Origin of the sequence: Ciceribacter sp. T2.26MG-112.2 (assembly GCF_900492205.1) — a bacterium.
GTDB lineage: Bacteria > Pseudomonadota > Alphaproteobacteria > Rhizobiales > Rhizobiaceae > Allorhizobium > Allorhizobium naphthalenivorans_A.
This window is the reverse complement of record NZ_UEYQ01000005.1, coordinates 1-24,447: the sequence shown is the minus strand read 5'-3', so window position 1 is coordinate 24,447 and position 24,447 is coordinate 1. Positions and strand designations below refer to the sequence as shown.

Annotated in this window: 24 protein-coding genes and 1 tRNA gene; 8 read left to right on the top strand and 17 right to left on the bottom strand. The window is 63.5% G+C overall.

Features of this window, described 5'->3' with window-relative positions:
• Nucleotides 1–76: 76 nt before the first annotated feature.
• The 5 genes from DYZ14_RS09770 to DYZ14_RS09750 form a co-directional block, all read right to left on the bottom strand.
• A complete protein-coding gene (locus tag DYZ14_RS09770) occupies nucleotides 77–898 on the bottom strand; it encodes a response regulator (protein WP_115669225.1) in 822 nt (273 codons plus the stop codon).
• A 295-nt stretch (nucleotides 899–1,193) separates the two neighbouring features.
• Entirely contained in the window at nucleotides 1,194–1,457 is a 264-nt protein-coding gene (locus DYZ14_RS09765; RefSeq protein WP_154720501.1) for a hypothetical protein, read from the bottom strand.
• A 117-nt stretch (nucleotides 1,458–1,574) separates the two neighbouring features.
• Nucleotides 1,575–4,055, bottom strand: coding sequence for a mechanosensitive ion channel family protein (locus DYZ14_RS09760; RefSeq protein ID WP_232365493.1), 2,481 nt, complete (start codon nucleotides 4,053–4,055; stop codon nucleotides 1,575–1,577).
• Between the two features lie 112 nt (nucleotides 4,056–4,167).
• Nucleotides 4,168–4,689, bottom strand: a complete 522-nt coding sequence (hutX, locus tag DYZ14_RS09755; protein WP_154720499.1) for a heme utilization cystosolic carrier protein HutX — start codon at nucleotides 4,687–4,689, stop codon at nucleotides 4,168–4,170.
• An 11-nt stretch (nucleotides 4,690–4,700) separates the two neighbouring features.
• Nucleotides 4,701–5,042 carry an antibiotic biosynthesis monooxygenase family protein gene (locus DYZ14_RS09750; protein ID WP_154720498.1) on the bottom strand — a complete coding sequence of 114 codons (342 nt, stop codon included), beginning with the start codon at nucleotides 5,040–5,042 and terminating at the stop codon, nucleotides 4,701–4,703.
• A gap of 229 nt (nucleotides 5,043–5,271) precedes the next feature.
• On the opposite strand from DYZ14_RS09750, the gene DYZ14_RS09745 reads away from it, so the two are divergent.
• The 3 genes from DYZ14_RS09745 to DYZ14_RS09735 are packed head-to-tail and all read left to right on the top strand — an operon-like array spanning nucleotide 5,272 to nucleotide 8,050.
• Nucleotides 5,272–6,165 (top strand): heme/hemin ABC transporter substrate-binding protein, encoded by an 894-nt coding sequence (locus DYZ14_RS09745; RefSeq protein ID WP_154720497.1) that lies wholly within the window; start codon nucleotides 5,272–5,274, stop codon nucleotides 6,163–6,165.
• A complete protein-coding gene (locus DYZ14_RS09740) occupies nucleotides 6,162–7,250 on the top strand; it encodes a FecCD family ABC transporter permease (RefSeq protein WP_154720496.1) in 1,089 nt (362 codons plus the stop codon). The genes DYZ14_RS09745 and DYZ14_RS09740 overlap by 4 nt, the downstream gene beginning before the upstream one ends.
• The gene (locus DYZ14_RS09735) at nucleotides 7,250–8,050 is read left to right on the top strand and encodes a heme ABC transporter ATP-binding protein (RefSeq protein WP_154720495.1); all 801 of its coding nucleotides are present in this window, start codon (nucleotides 7,250–7,252) and stop codon (nucleotides 8,048–8,050) included. The genes DYZ14_RS09740 and DYZ14_RS09735 overlap by 1 nt, the downstream gene beginning before the upstream one ends.
• Nucleotides 8,051–8,322: 272 nt before the next feature.
• Here DYZ14_RS09735 and DYZ14_RS09730 read toward each other — a convergent pair whose 3' ends face one another.
• From DYZ14_RS09730 to DYZ14_RS09710, 5 genes are all read right to left on the bottom strand, one after another.
• The gene (locus tag DYZ14_RS09730; protein ID WP_154720494.1) at nucleotides 8,323–8,655 is read right to left on the bottom strand and encodes a hypothetical protein; all 333 of its coding nucleotides are present in this window, start codon (nucleotides 8,653–8,655) and stop codon (nucleotides 8,323–8,325) included.
• A 236-nt stretch (nucleotides 8,656–8,891) separates the two neighbouring features.
• Nucleotides 8,892–8,967 (bottom strand) — tRNA-Lys (locus DYZ14_RS09725).
• A 125-nt stretch (nucleotides 8,968–9,092) separates the two neighbouring features.
• Complete coding sequence (locus tag DYZ14_RS09720; protein ID WP_154720493.1) at nucleotides 9,093–10,010, bottom strand: PhzF family phenazine biosynthesis protein; 918 nt, start codon at nucleotides 10,008–10,010, stop codon at nucleotides 9,093–9,095.
• 73 nt (nucleotides 10,011–10,083) lie between these two features.
• Nucleotides 10,084–10,824, bottom strand: a complete 741-nt coding sequence (locus DYZ14_RS09715; protein ID WP_154720492.1) for an NUDIX hydrolase — start codon at nucleotides 10,822–10,824, stop codon at nucleotides 10,084–10,086.
• Complete coding sequence (locus DYZ14_RS09710; RefSeq protein WP_154720491.1) at nucleotides 10,824–11,930, bottom strand: endonuclease/exonuclease/phosphatase family protein; 1,107 nt, start codon at nucleotides 11,928–11,930, stop codon at nucleotides 10,824–10,826. Before DYZ14_RS09710 ends, DYZ14_RS09715 begins: the two co-directional genes overlap by 1 nt.
• A gap of 162 nt (nucleotides 11,931–12,092) precedes the next feature.
• On the opposite strand from DYZ14_RS09710, the gene DYZ14_RS09705 reads away from it, so the two are divergent.
• Nucleotides 12,093–12,479: a DUF4189 domain-containing protein gene (locus DYZ14_RS09705; RefSeq protein WP_154720490.1), complete on the top strand. Its 387-nt coding sequence runs from the start codon at nucleotides 12,093–12,095 to the stop codon at nucleotides 12,477–12,479.
• 10 nt (nucleotides 12,480–12,489) lie between these two features.
• On the opposite strand, the gene DYZ14_RS09700 is transcribed toward DYZ14_RS09705, so the two are convergent.
• From DYZ14_RS09700 to DYZ14_RS09690, 3 genes are read right to left on the bottom strand one after another with little or no spacing between them, the layout of a single operon-like run.
• Nucleotides 12,490–13,518: an ABC transporter ATP-binding protein gene (locus tag DYZ14_RS09700; RefSeq protein WP_154720489.1), complete on the bottom strand. Its 1,029-nt coding sequence runs from the start codon at nucleotides 13,516–13,518 to the stop codon at nucleotides 12,490–12,492.
• Entirely contained in the window at nucleotides 13,506–15,200 is a 1,695-nt protein-coding gene (locus tag DYZ14_RS09695) for an ABC transporter permease (protein WP_154720488.1), read from the bottom strand. The genes DYZ14_RS09700 and DYZ14_RS09695 overlap by 13 nt, the downstream gene beginning before the upstream one ends.
• 12 nt (nucleotides 15,201–15,212) lie before the next feature.
• Entirely contained in the window at nucleotides 15,213–16,193 is a 981-nt protein-coding gene (locus DYZ14_RS09690) for an ABC transporter substrate-binding protein (protein WP_154720487.1), read from the bottom strand.
• A 262-nt stretch (nucleotides 16,194–16,455) separates the two neighbouring features.
• On the opposite strand from DYZ14_RS09690, the gene DYZ14_RS09685 reads away from it, so the two are divergent.
• Entirely contained in the window at nucleotides 16,456–18,357 is a 1,902-nt protein-coding gene (locus tag DYZ14_RS09685) for a CASTOR/POLLUX-related putative ion channel (RefSeq protein ID WP_154720486.1), read from the top strand.
• Between the two features lie 34 nt (nucleotides 18,358–18,391).
• On the opposite strand, the gene DYZ14_RS09680 is transcribed toward DYZ14_RS09685, so the two are convergent.
• Both DYZ14_RS09680 and DYZ14_RS09675 read right to left on the bottom strand, forming a co-directional pair.
• The gene (locus DYZ14_RS09680) at nucleotides 18,392–19,573 is read right to left on the bottom strand and encodes an acyltransferase family protein (protein WP_195949892.1); all 1,182 of its coding nucleotides are present in this window, start codon (nucleotides 19,571–19,573) and stop codon (nucleotides 18,392–18,394) included.
• Nucleotides 19,574–19,805: 232 nt separating this feature from the next.
• Complete coding sequence (locus DYZ14_RS09675) at nucleotides 19,806–21,032, bottom strand: aminotransferase-like domain-containing protein (protein ID WP_154720484.1); 1,227 nt, start codon at nucleotides 21,030–21,032, stop codon at nucleotides 19,806–19,808.
• Nucleotides 21,033–21,226: 194 nt separating this feature from the next.
• On the opposite strand from DYZ14_RS09675, the gene DYZ14_RS09670 reads away from it, so the two are divergent.
• Nucleotides 21,227–21,436, top strand: coding sequence for an AbrB/MazE/SpoVT family DNA-binding domain-containing protein (locus DYZ14_RS09670; protein WP_154720483.1), 210 nt, complete (start codon nucleotides 21,227–21,229; stop codon nucleotides 21,434–21,436).
• The gene (locus tag DYZ14_RS09665) at nucleotides 21,433–21,813 is read left to right on the top strand and encodes a type II toxin-antitoxin system VapC family toxin (RefSeq protein ID WP_154720482.1); all 381 of its coding nucleotides are present in this window, start codon (nucleotides 21,433–21,435) and stop codon (nucleotides 21,811–21,813) included. The genes DYZ14_RS09670 and DYZ14_RS09665 overlap by 4 nt, the downstream gene beginning before the upstream one ends.
• A gap of 67 nt (nucleotides 21,814–21,880) precedes the next feature.
• On the opposite strand, the gene ilvC is transcribed toward DYZ14_RS09665, so the two are convergent.
• A complete protein-coding gene (ilvC, locus tag DYZ14_RS09660) occupies nucleotides 21,881–22,900 on the bottom strand; it encodes a ketol-acid reductoisomerase (protein ID WP_115669207.1) in 1,020 nt (339 codons plus the stop codon).
• A 14-nt stretch (nucleotides 22,901–22,914) separates the two neighbouring features.
• The gene (locus tag DYZ14_RS09655; RefSeq protein WP_154720481.1) at nucleotides 22,915–23,619 is read right to left on the bottom strand and encodes a TetR/AcrR family transcriptional regulator; all 705 of its coding nucleotides are present in this window, start codon (nucleotides 23,617–23,619) and stop codon (nucleotides 22,915–22,917) included.
• Between the two features lie 367 nt (nucleotides 23,620–23,986).
• Between DYZ14_RS09655 and DYZ14_RS09650 the strand changes: the two genes are divergently transcribed.
• Nucleotides 23,987–24,247 (top strand): hypothetical protein, encoded by a 261-nt coding sequence (locus tag DYZ14_RS09650; RefSeq protein WP_154720480.1) that lies wholly within the window; start codon nucleotides 23,987–23,989, stop codon nucleotides 24,245–24,247.
• Nucleotides 24,248–24,447: the final 200 nt, after the last annotated feature.

Genomic DNA, 24,447 nt, shown 5'->3' with positions numbered 1-24,447 from the left:
GGCATGTGCCCAGATCCGAGGCATCGCCTCGGATCGGCAATTCTTCCAAACTGTCCTCAACGAGTGCGTGGACGCGCTATTTGCGCGCGTTCGCCGCTCGGATCTGTACCAGGGTGTCGAGGTTCTGATTCACCCGGCAGTAGAATTCTTCATCGATGAACGGGCGCAGCATGAAGTCGTTGCCGCCAACCTTGAGGAAACGCGCGGACAACAGCCGGTTGGTCGAGGACGACACACCGATGATCCGAAGCTCGTGGCTGCCACGGGCGCCACGGATGCGCCGCGTCAGCTCGAAGCCGTCAATGTCCGGCATATTATAATCGGTGACCACGAGGCCGATATCCGGACTGGCCTTCAGGATCTCAAGCGCCTTGGCGCCGCTTTCGGCGGTGCTGACGCGGAAATTATACCGTTTGAGGCGGCTTGAAAGCAGCGCCCGCGCCGTCGGGCTATCGTCGACGATCAGCACGTGATGGCGATGATTGGTCAGGAACCGATAGACCGACTCCGCCAGCATCTCGACCGCGAAGATATTGTCCTTGAGGATATAGTCGACGATATCCTTCGACAGCAGCTTCTCGCGGGTCTGCTCCTGGAAGGTGCCGGTAAACACGATCACCGGGATGTTCAGGTCGATCAGATATTCCAGCGCCTCGCCGTTTTCCGCTCCCGGCAGGTTGATATTGGAGATCGCCAGCGTCACGGCCTCGTCAGACAGCTCGTTCGCGGCCTGAAGATCCTCGAAGGTGCGGCAGATTTCGACATCGATGCCGAACAACTCCTTCATGCGCGTGCTGATCATGGACGTGAAGACATTCGAATCCTCGGCAACGATGATACGAACATCCGGAAAAGTCTCTCCGGAATATTGCATTCCGGATATGCCTAGAAAAGCCATGACACGCCTTTAACCTGAGAGAACTGCAAGCAAATTAGTCGTTTGGACTTGCAGAACCGTTAATCGAGCAGGCGAGATCGAAGCATGCCGTGATTAACTCATGCTGAAGGAAAGGCGACCAATTCTGCCCCTTTTGGATCTTTGACTGTTCATGGACGGCTTTCGCCCGCGGCATTTTGACCTGAAGGACTTCAAATGTGTTGTCGCCCGTGCGATCCGCTGACGAAAACACAAACGCCCGGAACGAATCCGGGCGCCTCAATCTGCAAATTTCCACGAGATGGTGACTGACCGCCTACTTGACGGTCGCCGAACCGTCCTTGATCTCGACCGACTCGCCACCCTCGAGACCGAGGCGGTCTCCGTTGGGAAGCGTGACGAAACAGCCCGACGGGCAAATCGTTTCCGAAGCGCCGGCATCGATCGCGACCTCGCTCCGATTGCCATCCTCGACCACCTGAAGCACGATCGATGCCGTGCCGCTATTGGTGACCGAGGCCGCCAAGGCACCGCTCGCCGCGCCGAGGAAAATCACAAAGCCAGCCAGGAACTTTTTCATCGCTCATCCGGCGCCGAGGCGCCGTCCTCTCGTTTTGTCCGTTTCGCGGTCATCTTGACCGCACCAGACATGCCCTCTTCTAGACCGCCGCCCCTGAACGCCGGCTGAACATACCGTTCATGGCAGGATCTTGTCATCATCCGGCGGTTCGCGCAAATCGCCCGTCTCTCCCGGACGGCCCTTCCCGCGACCGGCGAAGATCCGCCGATCCGCCTCGTCGAGATGCAGGTGCACCTCCTGATGCGGATAGGGCATCTGGATCTTCTCCGCGCGGAAACGCTCCAGGATGGTCACGCGAAGCTCATTCTTGATCGGCAGTCCGCCCAGAACGTCGCCAATGAAGCCGCGCAGTTCGAAATCAAGCGAAGATGCGCCGAAGCCGTTGAACATCACCACCGGCTCCGGATTGCGCAGCAAGCCGGGATGGGCGAGCGCGATTTCCATCAGCAGGTCCATCACCCGGCGCGGGTCCGCCTCATAGGAAACGCTGACCGGGATCTCGATACGGCCGAGCTTGTTGCGATGCGTCCAGTTGCCGACCGGAGCGTTGATCAGTTCCGAGTTGGGCACGATGATCGACTGGCGCTGGAACGTCTCGATTTCGGTGGCGCGCACCGAAATGCGACGCACGAAACCCTCCGTCGTTCCGGTCGCCACCCAGTCGCCGACCTTGAACGGCCGTTCGGCGAGCAGGATGAGGCCGGACACGAAGTTGGACACGATGTTCTGCAGGCCGAAACCGATGCCCAGCGACAGCGCGCCGGCGACCAGCGCAAGGCTCGACAGGTCGATCCCCGCCGCGGAAATGCCGATCAGCCCGGCAAGACCGGTGCCCAGATAACCTACCCCCGTCTTGATCGAATTGCGAACGCCGGCATCGACCTGCGAACGCGCCATGACATTGCCGTCGAGCCACTTCTGCAGCCAGCGCGTGGCGACCAGACCGAGAGCGAACAGCAGGACCCCGCCGAGGATGCCGAAGATCGAGATGCGGATCGAGCCGATGTTGATCTCGGTGAAGATGTTGATCAGCCAGATCTGCAGGTCGCGCGGCTGGAAACCCCAGGAGATCAGGATCAGCGGGATGCCGATCGACAGCGCGAACACGTAGATCAGCAAGCCGGCGGCGATACCCGCCTGGTCAAGGCCGACCGGTTTGAGCGCAAAGCGCTGCTGGAGGTATCGGCCGACCCGCGTCTCGCCGAACTGGTTCGGCGCCGAAATCGCCTTGCCGGAAAGAATGCCGATATACATCGTCGCCACGACCGCGCCGGTCAGCACCATCTGTGTGGCGAGGAAGCGCGATAGTCCGACATAGCCGATCGCACTGAGCAGGATGAGGCCGATGCCGATAATGCGCAACGGCAAGGCGACGGCCTTGGGCCAGGCGCGGCCCCGCTCCGAAGGATCGCCGCTCTGGGCGACCATCGGACGCAGGAAGGAGACGACAACAACGATGAGCCCGACCACGACCGAGGAGAGAAAACTCTTCATCACGGTCAGCACCACCGGAGAACTCAAGGTCTCGCTGATCGCGCCGAGCACGTAGTCCGAACCATTGACCACCGCCATCGACAACACAGCGAAATTCAGGTCACGCGCCCCCTTGTCGGACAGCCTGACGAGCCGCCAGCTCGGCGCCTTTGGTGCCAGCACCGCCCGCGCCAGCATGGCGACGAAGAAGACGAGCCCGGCAAAGCCGAACAATGCGGCTGCGATCGGCGCGATGTCCGGTCGCAACACGTTGAAGGTATCGAGGAAGAAGAAGCTGCTGACAAGAAAGGCCGCGAGCGCCAGTGCCGGCAGGATCGTCGACCAGAAAGCCACCGAGAACCGGCTCATATAGGCAGGCTTGCTGACCGTTGGATCCCGGCGGATGAGCGAGCCGAACAGTCGGTATTCGCCGGCGAGCAGCACCAGCGCCATGGCCAGCGACAGGGTGACGGCCGTGCCGAGCGGCACCCGCTTGTATTTCCAGATGAAGGAGAACCAGCTGCTGACGGTACGCTGGAAGTCGTTGAACTCCGCCGAAAAGGCATTGAGCGCGTCATCGACCACGTCGCCGGAAATTTCGGTATGCTCGAACAGCCGGTCGGTGAACAATTCGCGTCTGAGGTCGGTTATGCTGTCGGAAAGGTTGGAGGCCCGGATCGACAGATCCTCCGCCCGCCCGGTCAGCGTATTGATCTCCAGACGCGCCGCATTCAGTCGCGTGCGCTCCTCGGTGACCGCCGGCGCCTCCGCTGGCTCGCCCTCGGCCGGTTTCTCGCCGAGCTGCGCCAGCCGGGCCTTGACGTCGTTGAAGCGCGGGCGAAGCTCGACCGAGATCTTCAACAATTGCCGGATGATCTCGTCCGCCTTGACCTTGATGTCGACCAGCGCCGCGTCGTCGCTCTTGTTGGCCTCCACTTGCGACTGCAGCGCCTCGATCTGCTTTTCCGCCTCGGATATCTGTTCCAGAGCGTGCCCGACGATCTTGTCGCGCGCCGGCGCGATTTCCTGCGCGACGGCCGGCGTGACACCATCGGCGCCCCCCAGCGGCTGGAGGGCGAGCACCATGGCAATGACGATAAGAGAAAGGCGGTGGATGCGGGACAAGTTCGGTCCTTGCGCTGATCTGGATTCTGCGCGGACCATAGTCACTGTTTTGGCCAAAAGAAAGAACGCCCGAAGCCGAGGCACCGGCATCCTGTGCCCCGCTCATGGTTGGTCAGGCCTCGGCCATCTTCGCGCGCAAGGCCTCGAAACGCTGCAACTGATCGGCAAGCAGCGCCCTTTCCTCGTCGCGCCGCACGAAGACCTTGAACATGGCGCGTCCATCGGCGTTCATGAACCAGACCGAGCACGAGCGCCGGCCATGGAAGCCACGGTCGACGAAGGCGATCGAGACGCACCGATCCTTGCGGATATGGCCACCGATCGGGCTGTCGCCGTGGATGTTGAACCATCCATGGCCCTCGCTGCCCTCGGGCAGCGCCCCCTCCACCTCGAGCACGATATCGTCGGTGTGGACAATCAGGAGGACATCGCCCCAACCGGCCATGTCCTGCCAGATCGTCAGGAAGCGTTCGCCAGGAGCGAGCACCGCCGCCCCGGCGGGCAGGATCGCCAGGATCTCCGCCGGCGTCACGTTCGCTTGCGCAGCCATAGCCTCGACGACGCCGTCGGGCTTCTCGGCGATCGCGGCGCGTGCCCGCTCCGCCCGTTCTTCACTGTCTCTCGACATAGCCATTCCCTCGTCCCTCAAGCGGCCTCGTCGACGCGCTTGCCGTCACGGTCCTCATGAATGATGACCTCGAAGCCTTCAAAATGCGGGCCGGACAGATACTGCACCTTGGATTCGCCGGCGCGGGCATGGGCCGCGCGGAACTGCTCGGACTTGGTCCAGGCCTTGAAGTGTTCCTCGGTCTCCCAGACGGCATGCGAGGCATAGAGCGAATGATCCTCCGCCTTCGGGCCCTTCAGCATGTGGAATTCGACATAGCCCGGCACTTCGGCCAGTCGGCCCTTGCGGTTCGCCCACATGGCCTCGAATGCCTCCTCATGACCGGGAACCACGCGGAAACGGTTCATGGCAATAAACATCTGTCAAAAATCCTTTCTCTGATCGGTGGGACGGCCAAGCGTCGGACGGGGCGCCGGCATTCAACCATCACCGGCCGCCCGCCCGGCCACCACCTTGCGTTGCCTTGGTATTTAAACTTGTGTATTTGTGTCAAGTTAAATGTCGCCGGCAGCGGCCCTCGAATTTCTGCAGGGCCGCCGACCCAGTTTGGCGGCAGCGCACAATTATTGGCAATAGGATTTCACAAGCATGGATCAATTCGGATCGCTCGGGCTGACGGCACGGACGCTCGCCACCGCCCTCCTCCTCATCGTCGCCCCCGCCGGCGCCACCCTCGCCCAATCGAGCCCCAGCGGCGCGCAGCGCATCGTCTCGATCGGCGGCACGGTGACGGAAATCATCCACGCGCTCGGCGAAGGCGAGCGGGTCATCGCGGTCGACAGCACCAGCACCTATCCCCAGAGCGCTGCGGACAAGCCCGATGTCGGCTATATCCGCCAGCTGTCTGCCGAAGGCGTGCTGTCGCAGAAGCCGGACCTCATCATCGCCGAGGCGGGCGCCGGTCCGGCCGATGCGATCGCCATCCTCAAGGCCTCGGGCGTGGCCATGGTCTCCATCCCGACGCCGCCGGAGGCTGAGGCGATTGCCGGCAAGATCCGGGCGGTCGGTGCCGCGGTCGGCACGCCGGACGCCGCCGAGAAGCTGGCGACCGACGTCGATGCCGGCCTTTCGGCGCTCAAGCAGAAAATCGCGGCGATCAGCGCGCCGAAGAAACGCGTGCTGTTCGCCCTGTCGCTTTCCAACGGCCGCGTCATGGCCGCCGGCACGAACACATCCGCCGATGCGATCATCCGGCTCGCCGGTGGCGTCAATGCCGCAGGCGACGTTACCGGCTATAAGCCGCTGAGCGACGAGGCGGTGATCGCGGCGGCCCCCGACGTGGTCCTTGTCATGGACAACCCGCAGCTTCACCTGACCGCCGAACAGGCGTTTGCCCTGCCCGCGCTGCAGACCAGCCCGGCGGCGAAAACCGGCGCCTTCATCGCCATGGACGGCCTCTACCTTCTCGGCCTTGGGCCACGCACACCCGCCGCAGCACTCGATCTTGCGGCAAGACTCTATCCGGATACCGTCAAGCCATGAGCGCGGTTACCACCCTGATCGGGCGGCACTCGCCGCCCGGCGACCGTTCCGGCCTCGGCATCGTCGTCATCCTCCTGTTGCTCACCCTACTCGCCGCTGCCGTGCTTTTATCGTTGGTAAGCGGCCCGACCGGGGTCGGACTGAAGGATCTCTTGGCCTATATCGCCGGCGACATCGGCAATCTGGACGCGCAGGACCGCATCATCCTCGAAGCGGTCCGCCTGCCGCGCACGGCCTTGGGCCTTCTCGTCGGCGCCGGCCTTGGCATTTCGGGTGCGATGATGCAGGGCCTGTTTCGCAATCCGCTCGCCGATCCCGGCATTGTCGGCGTAACCTCGGGCGCCGCCTTTGCCGCGGTCTGCGCGATCGTCCTCGGCGGCACGGTGCTGGCCCCCCTCCAGTCCCTCTTCGGCCACCAGTTCCTGCCGCTCATGGCCTTTGCCGGCGGGCTTGCCAACACCCTGCTGCTCTATGCCATCGCCACCCGCAACGGCCAGACCTCGACGACGGCGCTGATCCTGTCGGGCATCGCCATCGGTGCAATGAGCGCCGCGGCGACCGGCCTGTTGATCTTCATCGCCGACGACCGGGCGCTGCGCGATATCACCTTCTGGTCGCTCGGTTCGCTCGGCGGCGCTACCTATGCCAAGGTGCTGGCCATTCTGCCCTTCATCCTGCTGGTCCTCGCCACCCTGCCGTTCGTCGCCCGGGGGCTCGATGCGCTGGTGCTGGGCGATGCCGCCGCCTTCCACATGGGCGTGCCGGTCCAGCGGCTGAAGCGGCTGTCGATCCTCGCGGTGGCCGCCGCCTGCGGCGCGACGGTGGCGGTCGCCGGCTCGATCTCCTTCGTCGGCATCGTCGTTCCGCACCTCCTGCGGCTCGCCATCGGCCCGTCCCACCGCTTTCTGCTGCCGGCCTCCGCGATCGGCGGCGCCGGCCTGCTTCTCATCGCCGACAGCATTGCCCGCACGATTGCCGCCCCGGCGGAACTGCCGATCGGCATCATCACCGCCATTCTCGGCGCACCGGTTTTCCTCATCCTGCTGCTCGGCCGCAATGGCCGCGCCGCGATGGAGGGCCTGTGATGATCGTTGCACAAAACGTCAGCATCATCCGGGACGGCCACAATCTGGTCGATGACGTCGATCTCACACTCTCCCCCGGGATCTTCACCGTGGTGATCGGCCCGAACGGCGCCGGCAAATCCACCCTGCTCAAGGTCTTGTCAGGAGAACTCTCTCCCGACCGCGGCGCAGTGCTTTGCCATGATCGACCGCTTTCGCGCCTTTCGGCGGTCGAACTCGCAGCCGATCGCGCGGTGCTGCCGCAGGCGACCACGCTGTCCTTCCCGTTCACCGCGCTCGAAGTCGTGCGCATGGGCGCCATCGCCCATGGCAGCCGGGACCCGACCGAAGCCGCCCGCAAGGCGCTCGCCCGTGTCGGGCTGGAAGGCTTCGAGGCTCGCGCCTATCGGGCGCTGTCGGGCGGCGAGCAACAGCGCGTGCAGTTTGCCCGCGCGCTGGCGCAGGTGCCGCATCCCGTCGAGCAAGGACGCGCCCGCGCGCTCTTCCTCGACGAGCCGACATCGAGCCTCGACATCGGCCACCAGATCAGCGTGCTGGAAACCGCCCGCGATTTCGCCCGCCGTGGCGGTGCGGTTCTTGCCATCCTGCACGACCTCAACCTGGCGGCGGAATTCGCCGATCACCTCGTCATCATGCACCGGGGTCGAATCATGTCCGAAGGAACGCCGCTTGCGGTCATCGACGACGCCATCATTTCGGCCGTCTATGGCATTGGCGGCACGGTCGGCCGGCTGCCCGCGGCATGCGTACCCTTCGTGCTGCCGCAGTCCCGTCACGCAGCAAGCTACAAAGCCGGCTAAGAAAGTTATCCACAGCTATCCACAGGCATAAATGGGCAGATTCGTTCAAAATACGTGAACATCGGGGGAACGGTCATGTCTCGCCGGCGGAACAAACGAGCATTCCGGTCAGATCGCGTGCGCAGGGCCAGCGAACAAACCCCAACTCCACCGCATAGCCGGCAAAGGGCTCCCTCGGATCACCCCGCCGATGCGCTACCGGAAACAGAAGGGGCCGTCGGCGTTCTCCGCCGACGGCCCCAAGAGAGGCAAGATGGGGGCCAAAAGGACGCTTATTCGTGGATCGTGTACGAGCCCATCTCGCAGAGGTTCTGCGTGTCTTCGGTCGTGTCGAGATCCGAGCTCTCGGCGAATTCGAAGCGCATGTCGTATTCGCACTGGGTGCGGCCGTCGGCGATGGTCAACTGAATGCTCTCGCCCGGCTCGAGGACCTGATCGCCGAAGACGTCGCCTTCCCAGCTTTCGACGCCGACCGGCGAAGTGTAGAAATGGGTAAGCACCGAATTCGTGCCGTTGGTCAGCGTGAAGACCAGGTCCTCAGCCTGGGCGGTGCTCGAAAAAAGAACGGCGGCCAGCATGCCGGCGGCGGACAATACGCGTTTCATGTAACTGCAATGCTCCATGCCCGAGATTGGGCGTGACCACATATTCGGCACTTCGGACAAGACGCAATCCGTGCTTCGGATAAAAGCCAGCTAGTACCAATAATGGCCAGAGAGGTCGGCGCAGAAACAGGTCGAGGAGGCATTCTGCGTTCAAGCAGGCGCGTCACGCATCCGACAAAACGCGTCGCCCGCGAGTTGCGGCAAAACTTCGAAGAATACGTCCATCTGATTGAAAATGGTGGGTGATGTAGGGCTCGAACCTACGACCCGCTGATTAAGAGTCAGCTGCTCTACCAACTGAGCTAATCACCCGACCAGCGCCTTCCGGCGGTGTGAGAGGGCGTATAAACAGCATCGCCGATGTTGTCCAGCACCGGGGAGAAAAAACTTCGCCGATTTTCAAAAAAAATTCAAAAACCGGCAAAATCCCTTTGTTTTCAGAGTTCGAGAATTCCGGACGCGATCCGCACCGCCTGCCCGCCGATACGCGCCCGGCTGATCGCGCCATCCTTGGTATCGATGTGCAGATGAATGTAGGAGGGCCGGCCCATCTCCACGCCCTGCTCGATCATCAGCGGATGATGGCCATCGGGCAATCCATCGAAATGGTGGATCGCGCCGGACAACGCCGCGACCGCGGAACCGGTCGCAGGATCCTCGACGATGCCCATGTCGGTGGAAAACATCCGCGCATGGAACTTCGCGGCATGATGCACCCCGCCCCGACAGTAGACATAGGCCGCGGTCAGGCTGCCCTCGCAGAGCGGTGCGATGCGTTCCCACAGTTGCGCATCGAAATCCAGGCCTTCCACCGCGCTCAGATTGTGCACCGGCACCATGAGAAAAGGCACGCCGGCGCTCCACACGGAGGGAACATGGTTTTCGAAACCGATATCGGTCGCCTTCAAGGCAAGCGCGTCGGCTATCCCCTGGCGCTCCAGCGCGAGTTCGTGGCGCACGGAGGTCTTCGGCAGGTCGAATTCGGCAAAGCTCGCCTCGCCGTCCCGCAGACGCACCGCACAGCGGACCGGCCCGACATTTTCCTCCAGCACCGAGACGAGGTCGAGCCCGCCACTCTCCTTGCCATAGGCCCGCTCAGCCAGCGCCACGGCGGTGCCCACGGTCGGATGCCCGGCAAACGGCAGTTCGCGCGCCGGCGTGAAGATGCGGATACGGGCGGAGTGGGCCGGATTGGCGGACTTCTGTACGAACACCGTTTCCGACAGGTTGGTTTCCGCGGCTATCGCCTGCATCGCCTGGTCGGAGAGATCCTCGCCGTCAAAGATCACCGCCAGCGGATTTCCGGCCAGCTTGCGCTCGGTAAAGACGTCGTAGATCGAATAGTGTCGCGCCAAGGCATCCTCCGCAGGCATGGATCGATTTGGCCAGAGACTGCCCGACCTTCGCCGCTTGCGCAAGCAAGCGATGTCAGGACGCCCCGCCGAAGAACCAGTCGAGAACCGGCAACATGGCCGGATTATACGGATGCGCGTCCGGATCGGCCGAGCGGATCGCGACCGCCCCGGCGATCTCCTTCTCCTCGTCGATCGCCATATGCGCGGCGATGCGATCCAGAAGGACATCTGATGTCAGCGGGTAGCGATAAAGCCGCAGGATGGTGAGGCGCCGGCCGCGATAGCTGGCGAAATACCGCCCGTCGGTGACGGCTTGGCCAAGGTCGAGACCGGTCTCCTCGCGCACCTCCCGCGCCATGTTGCCGGCAATGTCGCAATAGCCGTCGACGACGTCGTCGGGGTCGAGCGAACCGGCAGCGCAATAGACCTGGCCCGCATTGGCGGTATGCTCCGCCATCCTCACCGCGATCAGCGCGCCATCGGCCGAGGCGATCACCGGAAATGCGAAGACATGCCGCCCGCCGGCGCCGTCCGGCTGCCGTCTCCACCAGAGGTAGGTCGAATAGGGAACGACATAGCCCTCCCCCTCGAGCACGCCCTCTTCGAGCCTCAGCCGATGCTGGAAGATCATGCGCCCGTCGAAAAGCGCGGGCTTGGCGGCGATTTCCGCCTGCCAGTTTGAGGTCGCGGCCCGGTAATTGTCCCGATGGAAGGGATGCTCGCCCTCAAGCACGCGCAGCCGCACCCCTTGCAGCGGAAAGACCTGCCCTTCGGGCGGCGGCGCGTCAGCGGAGCGCTCGTCACGATCGAACATCAAAGCTCCAGCTCCATGACGATCGGGCAGTGGTCGGAAGCCTTCGGCCGGTCCCAGCCGATCCGCGGATAGCGCTCCACCGCCTGCCCCTCGGGAAAGGGCGTGCGGAACGGCTGGCCATTGCGAATGATCTCCGGTGTCCTGTCCGCATTCCTGCGGGCGAGCGCCGGAGACAGCCAGAGATAGTCGAGCTGGCAGAGATGCTGCTCCTCCGGCCCGCGCGCGTGATAAAGCGTCCAGCGGTCGAGCGGGTCGCGCCGCAGCATGACGTTTTCCGCAAAGCCGTCGACAGAAAAGACGTCGAGCGCGCTCTCCAGCCGGTCGCGCGGAACGAATCGATAGCCCGAGCGGCGGTCGCCGATCACGTCCACCCGCTCCTGATAGTCGTTCATGTCGCCGCAGATGACGAAGTTCTTGTCCGCGGTCTGCCCCTTGCCGAAACGCGCCTCGATGATGTGGCGGATCGCCTTGGTCTCCGCCTCGCGCACCGGCATGGTGTAGCTTCGCCCGTCGGCCCCGTCGCGGCCGTTGCTCATCGATTTCAGGTGCACCACATAGAGCGCCAGCGGCCGCCCGCCGATCTTCAGCTCGAGCTCCAGGCAATCGCGCTTGAAGATCCGATCATCTGGCTTGGCATTGGCGGCAAGTTCCGGGGTGAACAGATCGAGGTCGCCATAGGTCAAGGCCGCATGGCTGCGGATGTCGACAATCTCGATCTTCTCGCCGTCGCGGGTCTCGTCGCGCATCATCACGCCGACGTCGATGCCGCGGCTGTCATTGCCCTCGACCAGATATTTGTGGCGATAGCCGGCGCCGACCATGCGAAACAGATAGCCGTATTCGAAGGCCTTGAGTGCCTCCATGCTGTCGACCTCCTGCAGGCACAGGATGTCTGCGGCGGCATCGGCGATGGCAAGCGCCGAAAGCTGGCGCGTATCGTCCGTCGAGGCGACGACGCGGGCAGCTTCCAGCCGCTGATAGTCCTGCTCGCTTCGCACGTCGAACAGGTGCAGCACCCGATCCTTGCGCAACTGGTTGCGGAAGCCGGTGAAATCGAACCGGGTCATCAGGTTTTCGATATTGAAGCTGCCTAGTCTGAGCGTCATGGCTTTTCGTTCCGTGTTTCAAGGTCCAACCTAGAGCCGCCGTGCCGCGTGCGAAAGGGCCAGAGCGTCGCAGGCCGGTCTCATGCCCCCAAAAACGTCCTTTCGCCCGCAGCGCCGTTCAACCTATGATCCTCAGATCACGCATGACCGGGGGAATTCTCCATGCACGCCATCCGATCCTTGTCAGCCTTCCTGGCCGTCCTCATCCTGGCCTTCACCGCCGCTGCCCCGACCACCGCCCGTGCCGACAGCTACGGCGCGATCGCCTATTCGCCAACGACCCGCGCCGATGGCTGGTCGCACTCCTTCTCGACCCGCGCCGATGCCGAGCGCCGGGCCCTGCGCGAATGTTCCGGCCGCGCCCGCGACTGCCGCGTGGCGATCTGGTTCAAGAACGCCTGCGGCGCGCTTGCCGTCGGCCAGAACGGCGGCTGGGGCTCGGGCTGGGGCTCCGACCGCCGTCGGGCCGAACTTGAGGCGATCGGCGTCTGCAACCAACACAGCGCCGGCTGCCGCGTCGCGCGCTGGGTCTGCTCGGGCGCGCAGTAGACGGCAAACTCTAGAGGCGCCAACCGGCGGTGATCGTCACCGCCACCCGTTCGCCCTCGGTGCAGGCCGTCCGGCTGTAGGCGCGCAGCAACCGGCCGTCGCCGAGCTTCAGCCGCAGGGCATAACGCTCGCCCTCGAACAACACGCCTTCGACCTCCGCCGGAAGCCCGTCGCCGCCGAGCACGACGTCCTGCGGCCGCACCAGCACGTCCATCGACGGCTCGTCCGCCTGACCGGAGATCAGCCGTGCCAGGATTTCGCCCCATCCCAGATCACGCCGGTCGGCGCCCCGCTCCGGCAGTGTGAGGATCACCCCCTGCCCTATCAGACCACCGACCAGACGTCCCTCGGGTCGCGCATAGATCTCGGCCGGTGGCGCCACCTGCAGGAGCTTTCCCTCCGACATCACCGCCACATCGGTGGCCAGCGCCATGGCCTCGGCCTGGTCGTGGGTGACGTAGATCATCGTCGCGCCGGATCGGGCATGGAATTCGCGGAACGTCTCCTCCATCTCCTGGCGCAGGTGCCGGTCGAGATTGGCCAGCGGCTCGTCGAGCAGCACCACGTCCGGCGCCGTCACCAGGCAGCGCGCCAGCGCCACGCGTTGCCGCTGCCCCCCGGACAAGTCCGCCGGTCGGCGCTCGGCATAGGCCTCGAGCCGCACGGCCTTGAGCGCATCCGTCACCTTCGCCCGGTAGCGCTCACCGGAAATGCCCCTGACCTTCAGCGGATAGCCGACATTGGCGGCCACGGTCATGTGCGGCCACAGCGCATAGGACTGGAAGACCATGGCCATGTTGCGCTTTTCCGGCGCAATGACGCCGCTCGCATCGGCCAGCACCCGTTCACCCAGCAGGATCGAACCGTCGCTCGGGGTCTCGAACCCGGCGATCATGCGCAGCACCGTGGTCTTGCCACAGCCCGATGGCCCGAGCAGCGCCAGAAAGCCGCCCTCGCGAATGTCGAGCGATACGTCGTCGACCGCCGGCCGCCCCGTGCCGTAGTCCTTGCAAAGCTTGTGCAGGATCAGTTTCGCCATGGGACGACTCCTTTCGGCAGCCGTGCCGCCATCAGTTCGAGCAGCAGCATCAACACCACGACCATCAGCACCACCAGGACCGAAAGGGCCGAGGCGAGATCGTAGGAACCGCTGTCGTCGAGATTGTAGATCGCGACACCGAGCGTCTGGGTGCCGGCCGACCACAGAAGGGCCGAGACCGTCAGCTCGTTGCAGGAGATAAGGAAGACCAGGATCACCGAGGCGCCGGCCGCCGGCGCGATCAGCGGCACGATAATGTCGAACAGCCGGCGGTAGAAGCTGGCGCCCGACAGCCGCGCCGCCTCCTCGAGCGCCGGGTCGAGCTGGCGCAGTGCGCTCACCACCGGTTTCAGCCCGACCGCAAGGAAGCTGGCGAAATAGGCCGCAAGAATGATCCAGATCGTCCCGTAGATGGTGACGCCGAGAACGGGCAAGGGTGCGGCAAAGACCAGCACGAAGGCGACTGAAATGACGATGCCAGGCAGCGCATAGGGGATTTCGATCATCGCCGAGAGCAGACCGGTCCAGCGGCTCGTGCCGCGCGTCAGCGTGTAGCCGGCCAGCACGCCGATTACGAGAAGCCCGAACGAGGTCGTGCCCGCAAGGAAGAGCGAATTGGCAAAGGCGGTCCTCGTCACCGTCTGGCGGAACAGGATCTCCTCATAGGCGGAAAGCGACGCGGTCTTGAGCGACAGCACCACGCCATAGGCCGGCACGAGCGAGGCGGAGACAAGCGCGAAGAAGGGCGCGATCAGCATGATGAGCAGCAGGAGCCACAAGGAAACGTCGAGCGGCGACTGCCAGCGTCCGAGGCGGAAGGTTGCCGATGCGCCGGACAGCCCAATGACACGATAGTCCCGGCCCCTGAGCGCCCGTTCCTGGATCTGCAGGCCGGCGACCGCCATCAGGCCGATCATCGCCGACAGCACGGCGATGTCACCGAACGTATTGCCGCCGAAGCTCGCCAGCCGCGAATAGATCAGCGTCGGCAGCGTGTAGATCTGCGCCGGCAGGCCGAGGATGGCGGGAATGCCGAAATTGCCCACGCCGGAGACGAAGGCAATGGCCGCCCCGGCGATGATGCCCGGCAGCGACAGCGGCAGGATGATGTCTTTCAGCACCCGCCACGGCGAGGCCCCGGCGAGCTTGGCCGCCTCGATGCCGTCGCGCGGCAGGGCGAGAAGGCCGGCCCTGAGCGAAAGATAGACCAGCGGCGCGTGCTGGACGCCATAAAGAAGCGCAATGCCACCGACCGAATAGAGCGGCTGCGGACTTCCCATCGGCGGCGCGATGCCGAGCGCCTTCAATAGCGGGCTCGACGGACCGGACATGCCGACCCAGGCAAGCGCCTGAACCTGTGGTGGAATCATCGTCGGGAGCATGAACAGGAAGCTCAGCAGCCACTTGCCGCGCACTTCGGCAAGCGTCAGCGCCAGGGCGAACAGCCCGCCGATCGCGACCGCGGCGATCATTCCGAAAAAGGAGGTGGTGAGCGTGTTGACCGCTGCCGACCACACGGCCGGTTCCTCGAGGAGGTCGAGGGCGCGACCGGAGAACAGCGTGGAAATGCCGGCTGCGACCAGCCGTGCCAGCGGCAGGACGCACAGGAGAGCGACGAACGAGACGACAAAAGGAAACAGCCAGCGGGGCTGGCTGTTCGCTTTGGCAAGGTGATGCGGCATTGATCCGTTCGATCAGTTCGTGCCGAAAATACCCGAGAAGGTCTTCAGGTCGGCGTCCGTCGCCTTGAGGGCTGCGGCGGGGTCGATCGGCAGGACCTTGATCGTGTCACGGGCCGGGAAACCTTCCGGAACCGGCATGCCGTTGCGGGCCGGAATGTAGCCGAGCTTCAGGAAGCCTTCCTGGCCCTTTTCCGACAGGACGTAGTCGACGAACTTCTTGGCGGCCTCTTCGTTCTTGGTGGTCGACAGGATGGCGACCGGCTCGGTGACGGCAGAAACGCCCTCTTCCGGGAAGATGAACTCGACCGGAGCGCCCTTGGCCTTCTCGCGGATCGGCATGAAGTCCACCACCATGCCATAGGCCTTCTCGCCCGAAGCGACAGCCTTCAGCACGCCGCCATTGGCACCGGCGGCGATGGCGCCATTGGCCTGCAGCGCCTTGTAGTAATCCCAACCAAGGCTGGAAACACCAGCCAGCGTCTGGGCATGGATGAGCGCGGCGCCCGAGGTCAACGGGCTCGGCATGGTGACGAGACCCTTGGCTTCCGGCTTGGCGAGGTCGGCCCACTTGGTCGGCTTCATGGCAGCCGCGGTGTTGTACATGATGCCCGTGGTAATCAGCTTGGTCGAATAGTAGGCGCCGTCTGCATCATAGAGGGCAGCGTCATAGTTGGCCGCTTCCGGCGACTTGTAGGCCAGGAGATGGTTGGCCTGCTTCATGCGCTCCATGGTGACCGTGTCGGCGATCAGCAGAACGTCGGCGGCCGGATTGCCGGCTTCGATTTCGGCCATCAGCTTGGCCATGATCTTCGGCGTGCCGTCGCGCACCCAGTCGACCTTGATATCGGGATTGGCGGCCATGAAGCCGTCGACGGTCGCCTGCGCGTCCTCGTTCGGCTGGCTGGTGTAGAGCACCAGATTGGCGGCGTTGGCGGAAACCGCCATGAAACCGAAGGCCGCAAGGGCGGTGAAAGCGGAAAGCAGGGTTTTCATCGGAACGTCCTCGTGTGGATGTGATGTCGCTGCTTAGTGCGCATGTATAACACGTGGATGACATTCAGCTTTTTTCGACAGCCAAATCGCGCCGGTCGCCTGCGGCCCGTCGTCATGGAGGCACGGCGGCCCCTCACCTTGTCCTTGCCATTGGACTTTTATGGGTTTTCTTCAACCTTGCGAAGCTTGGACGTTGCGGGAGTTGGCATTTCCTGCAATGGCGGATTTACTTACCTCTCAAAGACCAGATGAAAGCATCAGCATGAAGACGGGCGGAAATTGGCGGGCGCGCATGCGCTATGAGTTCGACAAGAGCATGGCCGGAGGCGCGGTGGCGCTGATCGGGTGGCTGGCCCTGATCTCGCTGGTGGTCATCTCGCTGGCCGGCGCCTTTCTCGCCATTACCGGCATCGCGCCGGAAGGCGGCGAACCGGTCTCCTTTATCGAGGGCACCTGGGCATCGCTGATGCGCACCTTCGACGCCGGCACCATGGGTGGCGACCAGGGCTGGGGCTTCCGCCTTGTCGCGCTCGTCGTGACACTCGCCGGCATCTTCGTCTTCTCCGCCTTGATCGGCGTCATCAGCTCCGGCCTCGAGAACAAGCTCGACGAATTGCGCAAGGGCCGCTCGCGCGTACTGGAGACCGACCACACGATCATCCTCAACTGGTCGTCTTCGATCTTCGACGTCATTTCGGAGCTGGTGATCGCCAACCAGAGCCGCCGGCGACCCCGCATCGTCATCATGGCGAACAAGGACAAGGTCGAGATGGAAGACGAGATCGCCACCAAGGTGGCCGATCTGAAGAACACCAAGATCATCTGCCGCAGCGGCGACCCGACCGATCTCTACGACCTCGACATCGTCAATCCGCAGAACTCCCGCTCGATCATCGTGCTCTCACCCGAGGACGAAGATCCGGATTCGCAGGTCATCAAATCGGTTCTGGCGCTGGTCAACGATCCGAAGCGCCGCCCTGAGCCCTACATGATCGCCGCCGAGATCCGCGACGCGCACAATGCCGAGGTCGCCCGCATCGTCGGCGGTAAGGAAATGCAGATGGTGCTGGCCGACGACCTGATCTCGCGGATCGTCGTCCATACCAGCCGGCAGTCCGGCCTGTCGGCCGTCTATTCCGAGCTGCTCGATTTCGACGGCTGCGAAATCTACACGCTCGAGCAACCGGCGCTGCATGGCAAGCCGTTCGCCGCCGGCGTCATGGCCTATGAGAACTGCACGCTGATCGGCCTTTGCGACCGCGCCGGCAAGATCCACCTCAACCCGGCCCCCAACCGGCTGATCGAGCCGGGCGAACGGGTCGTGATCATCGCCGAGGACGACGACTCGATCAAGACCTGGGGCAATGACGTTGCTCTCGCCAAGGAGGCGATCCTGCCTGCGGTGAGGCGCCCTGCCGGGCCGGAACGGACCTTGGTGCTCGGCTGGAACCGCCGCGGCCCGCTCATCGCCTCCGAACTCTGCCGCTATGTCACCCCCGGCTCGCATCTGACGATCGCAGCCGACACGCCGCAATTCAAGGCGGACATGGCCGGTCTGCGGCTGCCAAACGGCAATATGGCGATCGAATACCACGAGATCGACACCAGCAGCCGCACCGCCCTCGATCGCCTGGACATCCCGAGCTATGACCACGTCCTGGTGCTGGGCTACAGCGACGACATGAGCATGCAGTCGGCCGATACGCGCACGCTGATCACCCTCCTGCATATCCGCAGGATCGCCGAGCGGGCCGGTTGCCACATCAATGTGGTGAGCGAAATGACCGACGTGCGCAACCGCGAGCTTGCCGAGGTGACGCGCGCCGACGACTTCGTCGTCAGCAACAAGCTGGTTAGCCTGATGCTCGCCCAGGCCTCCGAGAACGAGTTCATGGCGGCGATCTTTGCCGAACTGCTCGACGAGGACGGCTCGGAGATCTACATGCGCCCGATGAGCGACTATGTGGCGATCGACCGTCCGGTGAACTTCTTCACCGTGGCACTCGCGGCCTTGCGTCGCGGCGAGATCGCCATCGGCTACCGTCGCCAGCGCGAGGACGAGGCCGACACCCGCAATCTCGGCGGTGTGACGGTCAACCCGTCCCGCTCGGATCCGATCCAGTATCACCCGGAAGACATGGTCATCGTGCTCGCCCGGGACTGAAAACCGTCGCATCCGCCGCAAACAAGCGACACCCTCAGGGGTTTACGGTCACGGCCCGTCCCGGCCCTGTGTCCGCCGGCAACAGGCGTTTCGCCAGGCGGCGGAACAGTGCCTGGCCGGGAAGCTCGACGTAGCGATAGGTGAAGTGGCTGACGAGTACCACGCCGGCAACGACCAGCAGGGCAAGGAGGTTTGCCGCAAGCGGCGGCAGCGCGAGTTCGAGATGGCGTGAATCGCCCTCCGCGACGTAAGTGACGAGATCCAGGCCGGTCAGCCGTTCGGCGAGCGCCGCCACATTGCCGGCGCGCATGATGATCCAGACGTGCACGACATAGATCGACAGCGAAATCGTACCGAGATAGACGAGCGGCCGGCTGCCCATCAGGGCAGAGACATGGCCCTTGCCATAGGCGAACACGATCATCAGCAGCGTGAAGACGAGCGGTAGCGCGACGGCGAAATCCGTAGCTCCGAACGCCACCTGCAACCCGAACAGCCCGGCAAGTCCACCGACTTCCAGAGCCGTAAAGACCGGCCTCGAAAGCGCGGAAAAAGCCTGGCGGCGGTTCAGGGCGTCGAAGGCACGATAGGCGAGCACACCGGCCGAAAAGCCGAGGATCGACCGGAACACGCCATAATCGTGGTAGGACTTCATGCCGTTCGGGGCGACCGTCAGCAAGACCAGGATGGAGACGCCGATCCCGACCACGGCCGCAGTTGTGAAGCGCCGGCGCAGGACAAGAAGCGCAACCGCGAAGACGATATAGGCCGCCCACTCCGTCGACAGGCTCCAGGTCGGGTAGTTCCACGTCGGCATGTCATGGACGTTCCAGGCATGGATCAGGGTCAGATGGGTGAAGATCGCCTCCACCGCCTTGTCCCCCTCGAAGGGCACCCGACCCTGCTGCCCGAGCGAACCGAGCACGGTGGCGAAGGCGATCTCGGTGGCAATGAAAACCATCAGCATGACGAAGTGGATGGGATAGATGCGTCCGAGCCGCTCGACGAGGAAGCGGCCCGTGCCGTATCCTTGAAGCAGCCGCGTCTCGTAACCGGCGGCGATGACGAAGCCGCTGAAGACGAAGAACAGATCGACGAGCGTATCGCCCGTCGCACTCAGGCCGGACTGACGCAGCACCGTCGCCGCCGGCACGTGCGCGAGGACCACGAGCAGCGAAAACAGGCCTCTCAAGCCGTCGAATGCCAGGAACCGCATGCCCCCTCCTCGGTTTCCCATGCCAGCCCTTAACATGTCACGCAACCCCGTGCCCCTTCAACGCCGGGCTGCATTCGCCGGGCCGGTTTCCGCCAACAAGGTTAAGCAGCGACGACCCCGCAGCGGTGCAGTCCGGCGGAAGGTCTGGCTGCGATGGCCCTACGGGCCGCAGACGACCAGCCGCTAGGCCGGCGACCACGCCACCACCGCTCCAGGACGATCCCGTTGGTCCTCAGGCGGCGGCGGCCAGCGCGCCCTGGACCAGCCGACCGAGGCGCTTGATCCCCTCGTCGATCATCGTCTCGTTGGCGCAGGAGAAGGAGAGCCGCAGCGTATTGGCGCCCGACCGGTCGGCAAAGAAGGCCTGGCCCGGGACGAAGGCGACCTTTTCGGTCTCGACCGAACACGCCAAAAGCTCGGCCCCGTCCATTGCTTCCGGCAGCGTCACCCAGATGAACATGCCGCCCTCCGGCCGGGTCCAGGTCGTGCCGGCCGGCATGTAGGTGGCAAGCGCCTTCAGCATCGCGTCCCGCCGCGCGCTATAGGCGGCGCGGATCTTGGCGACCTGCGAATCGAAATGCCGCACGGCGACATGGGCGATGGCGACCTGGTTGATCGAAGAGGAATGCAGGTCGGCCGCCTGCTTCATCAGCACCAGCTTTCGGATGACGGTCTGGTTGGCGACGACGAAGCCGACCCGCAGGCCGGGCGCGAGCGTCTTGGAGAAACTGCCGCAATAGATGGTGCGGGTCTCCTCGATCGACCCTTTCTCGGCAATCTCGAGCGAAAGGATCGGCGGGATCGCCTCGCCGTCATAGCGCAGCGCCTGATAGGCCGCGTCCTCGATGAGGGCGATGTCGAGTTCCTCGGCAAGCTTCAGCAGACGCTCGCGCTCGGCAAGGCATACCGTCTCGCCGGTCGGGTTGGAAAAAACAGCCGAAAGATAGGCGAACTTGACCGCCCCGCCCAGATTTTCGGCCGTCGCCTTGTAGCTTTCCGGCGTGCGGTTGCCGGCCAGCGTCAGCTGGTCGTAGTTCGGTTCATAGGCATTGAAGGCCTGAAGCGCGCCGAGATAGGTCGGCCAGGTGACGAGCGCCGTATCCTTCGGCGACAGGAACAGCTTGCCGAGATAATCGAGCGCCTGCTGCGAGCCGGAGGTGATGAAAATATTGTCGGCGGTGCAAGGGATGCCGATCTTCTCCATTTCGCCCCGCAGCCAGTCGCGCAGCGGCCTGTAGCCTTCGCTGACCGAATATTGCAGCGCCGCCGCCGCCCGGTCGCCGCTGAAAATCTCCGCATAGGCCGCCTTGAATGCCTCTTCGGGAAACAGCGTCGGATCGGGAATGCCGCCGGCAAACGAAATAATGTCCGGCCGCTCCAGAAGCTTCAGCAGTTCGCGGATTTCAGAGGCGCGCATGCGTGACATGCGCGTGGCAAAGACATGATCCCAATTCAGCACGGGGGTTTCCTCTGCGTTCTATCGTTGAGGGTGAAAATGACCACACGATAGAAGATATGTCAATAATGCTGACCTATCGAGCCAGTCGATCACCCCCCCCCCGACACGATGCCCTCACTGCGCGGCTACCTCGCAACTGTCGACGGATCGTGCTATATTTTTAACGAAGGCCATCGATGCAGACGAGGTAAGAGATGGAGACCGCAACACTTTCATCCAAGTTCCAGATATCCATCCCCAAGGACGTTCGCGACCGGCAAAACTGGAAGGCGGGTCAGCGGTTCGTTTTCATTCCGAAAGGCGTAGGCGTATTGGTAATGCCCGTTCCCGAGCTCGCAGAACTCAAGGGCATCGCCAAGGGCGCTGACGCGTCCGATATTCGCGACCGAAGCGACCGCTTTTGAAACGGGTCGTCGATACGTCCGCCTGGATCGAATGGCTGCTTGGCAGCAAAACGGGGGATGCCCTGGCGGACGATTTCCCCCAAACCGAGAACTGCATCGTTCCGACGATCGGTCAATACGAGTTGGCCAAATGGCTCAATCGCGAACGCGGGGAAAGCATCAGCGATAGCCTTCTGGCCTTCACGATGACGTGCATCGTCGCCCCCTTGGACAGCCGCATCGCGCTCTTGGCGGCCGAGGTAGCCCGCGAACATAAACTCGCCATGGCTGATGCCATCGTCTATGCGACCGCAATCGGCAATGACGCAGATCTTCTGACGTGCGACCAGCATTTCGAGCATCTGCAAAACGTGCGTTTCCACCCGAAGCAACCATAGCAAAGGCCGGGAAAGTTGCCCTTCCCGGCCCTCAAATCCTGCTGCCTATCGGCTATTGCCTACCGCCTCAGTTGACCGACTTGTCGACCAGCTTGTTCTTGCCGATCCACGGCATCATGGCGCGCAGCTTGGTGCCGACTTCTTCGATCTGGTGGCTGTCGTTCATGCGGCGGATGCCCTTGAAGCGGGCGGCACCGGCGCGGTATTCCTGCATCCAGTCCGAGGTGAACTTGCCGGTCTGGATGTCGTGCAGCACGCGCTTCATCTCGGCCTTGGTCTCGGCGGTGATGATGCGCGGACCGGTGACGTATTCGCCCCATTCGGCCGTGTTCGAGATCGAGTAGTTCATGTTGGCGATGCCGCCTTCATAGATCAGGTCGACGATCAGCTTCACTTCGTGCAGGCATTCGAAATAGGCCATTTCCGGCGCGTAGCCGGCTTCGGTCAGGGTTTCGAAACCGGCGCGGATCAGTTCGACCAGGCCGCCGCAGAGGACGACCTGCTCGCCGAACAGGTCGGTTTCGCATTCTTCGCGGAAATTGGTCTCGATGATGCCCGAACGACCGCCACCGACGCCGCAGGCGTAGGAGAGAGCGAGTTCAAGGGCGTTGCCCGAGGCGTTCTGGTGAACGGCAACGAGGCAGGGAACGCCGCCGCCCTTCTGGTATTCGCCGCGAACGGTGTGGCCCGGGCCCTTCGGCGCGATCATCACGACGTCGAGCGAAGCCTTCGGCTCGATCAGGCCGAAATGGACGTTGAGACCGTGGGCGAAAGCGATCGCCGCGCCGTCACGGATGTTGCCGGCGATGTCGGCCTTGTAGATGTCGGCCTGCAGTTCGTCCGGGGTCGCCATCATGATCAGGTCGCCCCACTTGGCGGCGTCGGCGACCGTCATGACCTTGAAGCCGTCGGCTTCGGCTTTCTTGATGGTCGGCGAGCCGGCCTTGAGCGCGATCGCGACATTGGCCGCGCCCGAATCCTTGAGGTTCAGCGCATGGGCGCGGCCCTGGGAGCCGTAGCCGACGATGACGACGTTCTTCGCCTTGATGAGATTGAGATCGGCATCACGATCGTAATAGACGCGCATTTTAAGTTCCTTCCCTATGCTTGTCGGTTGTGGTGACTGTCATTGACCGGCTGGCCGGAACGGGTTCCCCCGTCGCGGCCGGCCAGAACCTTTTCCGTGCCGTAGAGCGTGAGGAAGGCGTTGACCGCCTTCTCCGCCCTGGCAGCGAAACTCTTTGTCTGCGGCATGTCGCCGAGCAGCATGCGCACGTGCATGTCGGAGACGATCAGCCCGTAAAGCGTCCGATAGGCCTCCTCGCCGTCGGCGAAGCGCAACAGCCCGTCGCGCTGGCCGGCGTCCAGCAGCGCCCTCGCCCGCCGGTCGATCTGCCGCCGCCCACGTTCGAGCAACAGCGTGCCGAGCTTCGAGCCGTCGCGATTGGTCTGGCCGATTGCCAGCCGGTTGAGCGCCAGCGACACGTCTCCCGCCAGAACCTCGAGCAGGTCGTGGGCAAACACCTCCAGGTGCTCGGCAAGGCTTGCCGCCGTCAGCCGCTCGCCGGGGCGCTCGAAGGTGCGAACCTTGCTCGCCTGGTAGGAAATCATCGCCGAGAGCAGCCCGTCGCGATCGCCGAACCACTTATACAGGCTCTCCTTGGAGCAATTGGCCGCCCGCGCCAGGCCGGCCGTCGTCAATGCCTTGTCGCCCCCCTCCACCAGAAGCCTCAAGGCTTCGGCGAGAACGGCGCTCTGGCGCGGCGAAAATTCGGCATTGGCGGTTTCGGTCTGCACGATGGACATCTTTCAAGTACCGTACGGTACGGTTCTGTTTAAGGGGTTGAGAGGTCTTCGTCAAGCGTTTTCGGTAGGCAGAAACACCGATCGCAAGGGTCGAGATTGGCACGTCACATTTTGTTGACAATGCGTAACCGGGCCCATTTTGCATCTTTTCCCGACAAGGAATGACGCCTTATCCAGTTGTTTTAAATAGACTAATTCTTAGAACGGAATTTCAAGGGGCAGACGTAACGTCGAACCAAAGAGTTCGATTGCGCGCAACTAACTATTGCAATCTTCAAGTTCCGGGCGCAAATAACACTCATCGAACCGAACAGTTCGATCCGATTTACCCCCCGCTTCCAATCGGAAGACATCAAGGAACGACACCATGAAGAACCTCATCGCAGCAACCGCCGTCATCGCCTCGCTTGCCGGCACGACCTCCGCCTTCGCCCTGGAATCCGCCAGCCGCAGCGGCCCCAATGTGGAACACTCGTCCGGCAATATCGACCGTACGGTCGTCGGCTCCATCATCCGGGATACGGGCGCCAAGGCAGACCGCGCACCAGTCGACAGCAGCAATCTCAATGTCATCTACGGCTTTGATTCCGGCCGCGGCGTCACCGTCGGCACGCCCTCCCACGAATAACCGGAACAGCCCCAACCTCTCAGGCCGACTCCATCTGCCGACCTGGGTGAACCTCACTCAGAAAGGATAATTCCCATGAAGAACCTCATCGCAGCAACCGCCGTCATCGCCTCGCTTGCCGGCACGACCTCCGCCTTCGCCCTGGAATCCGCCAGCCGCAGCGGCCCCAATGTGGAACACTCGTCCGGCAATATCGACCG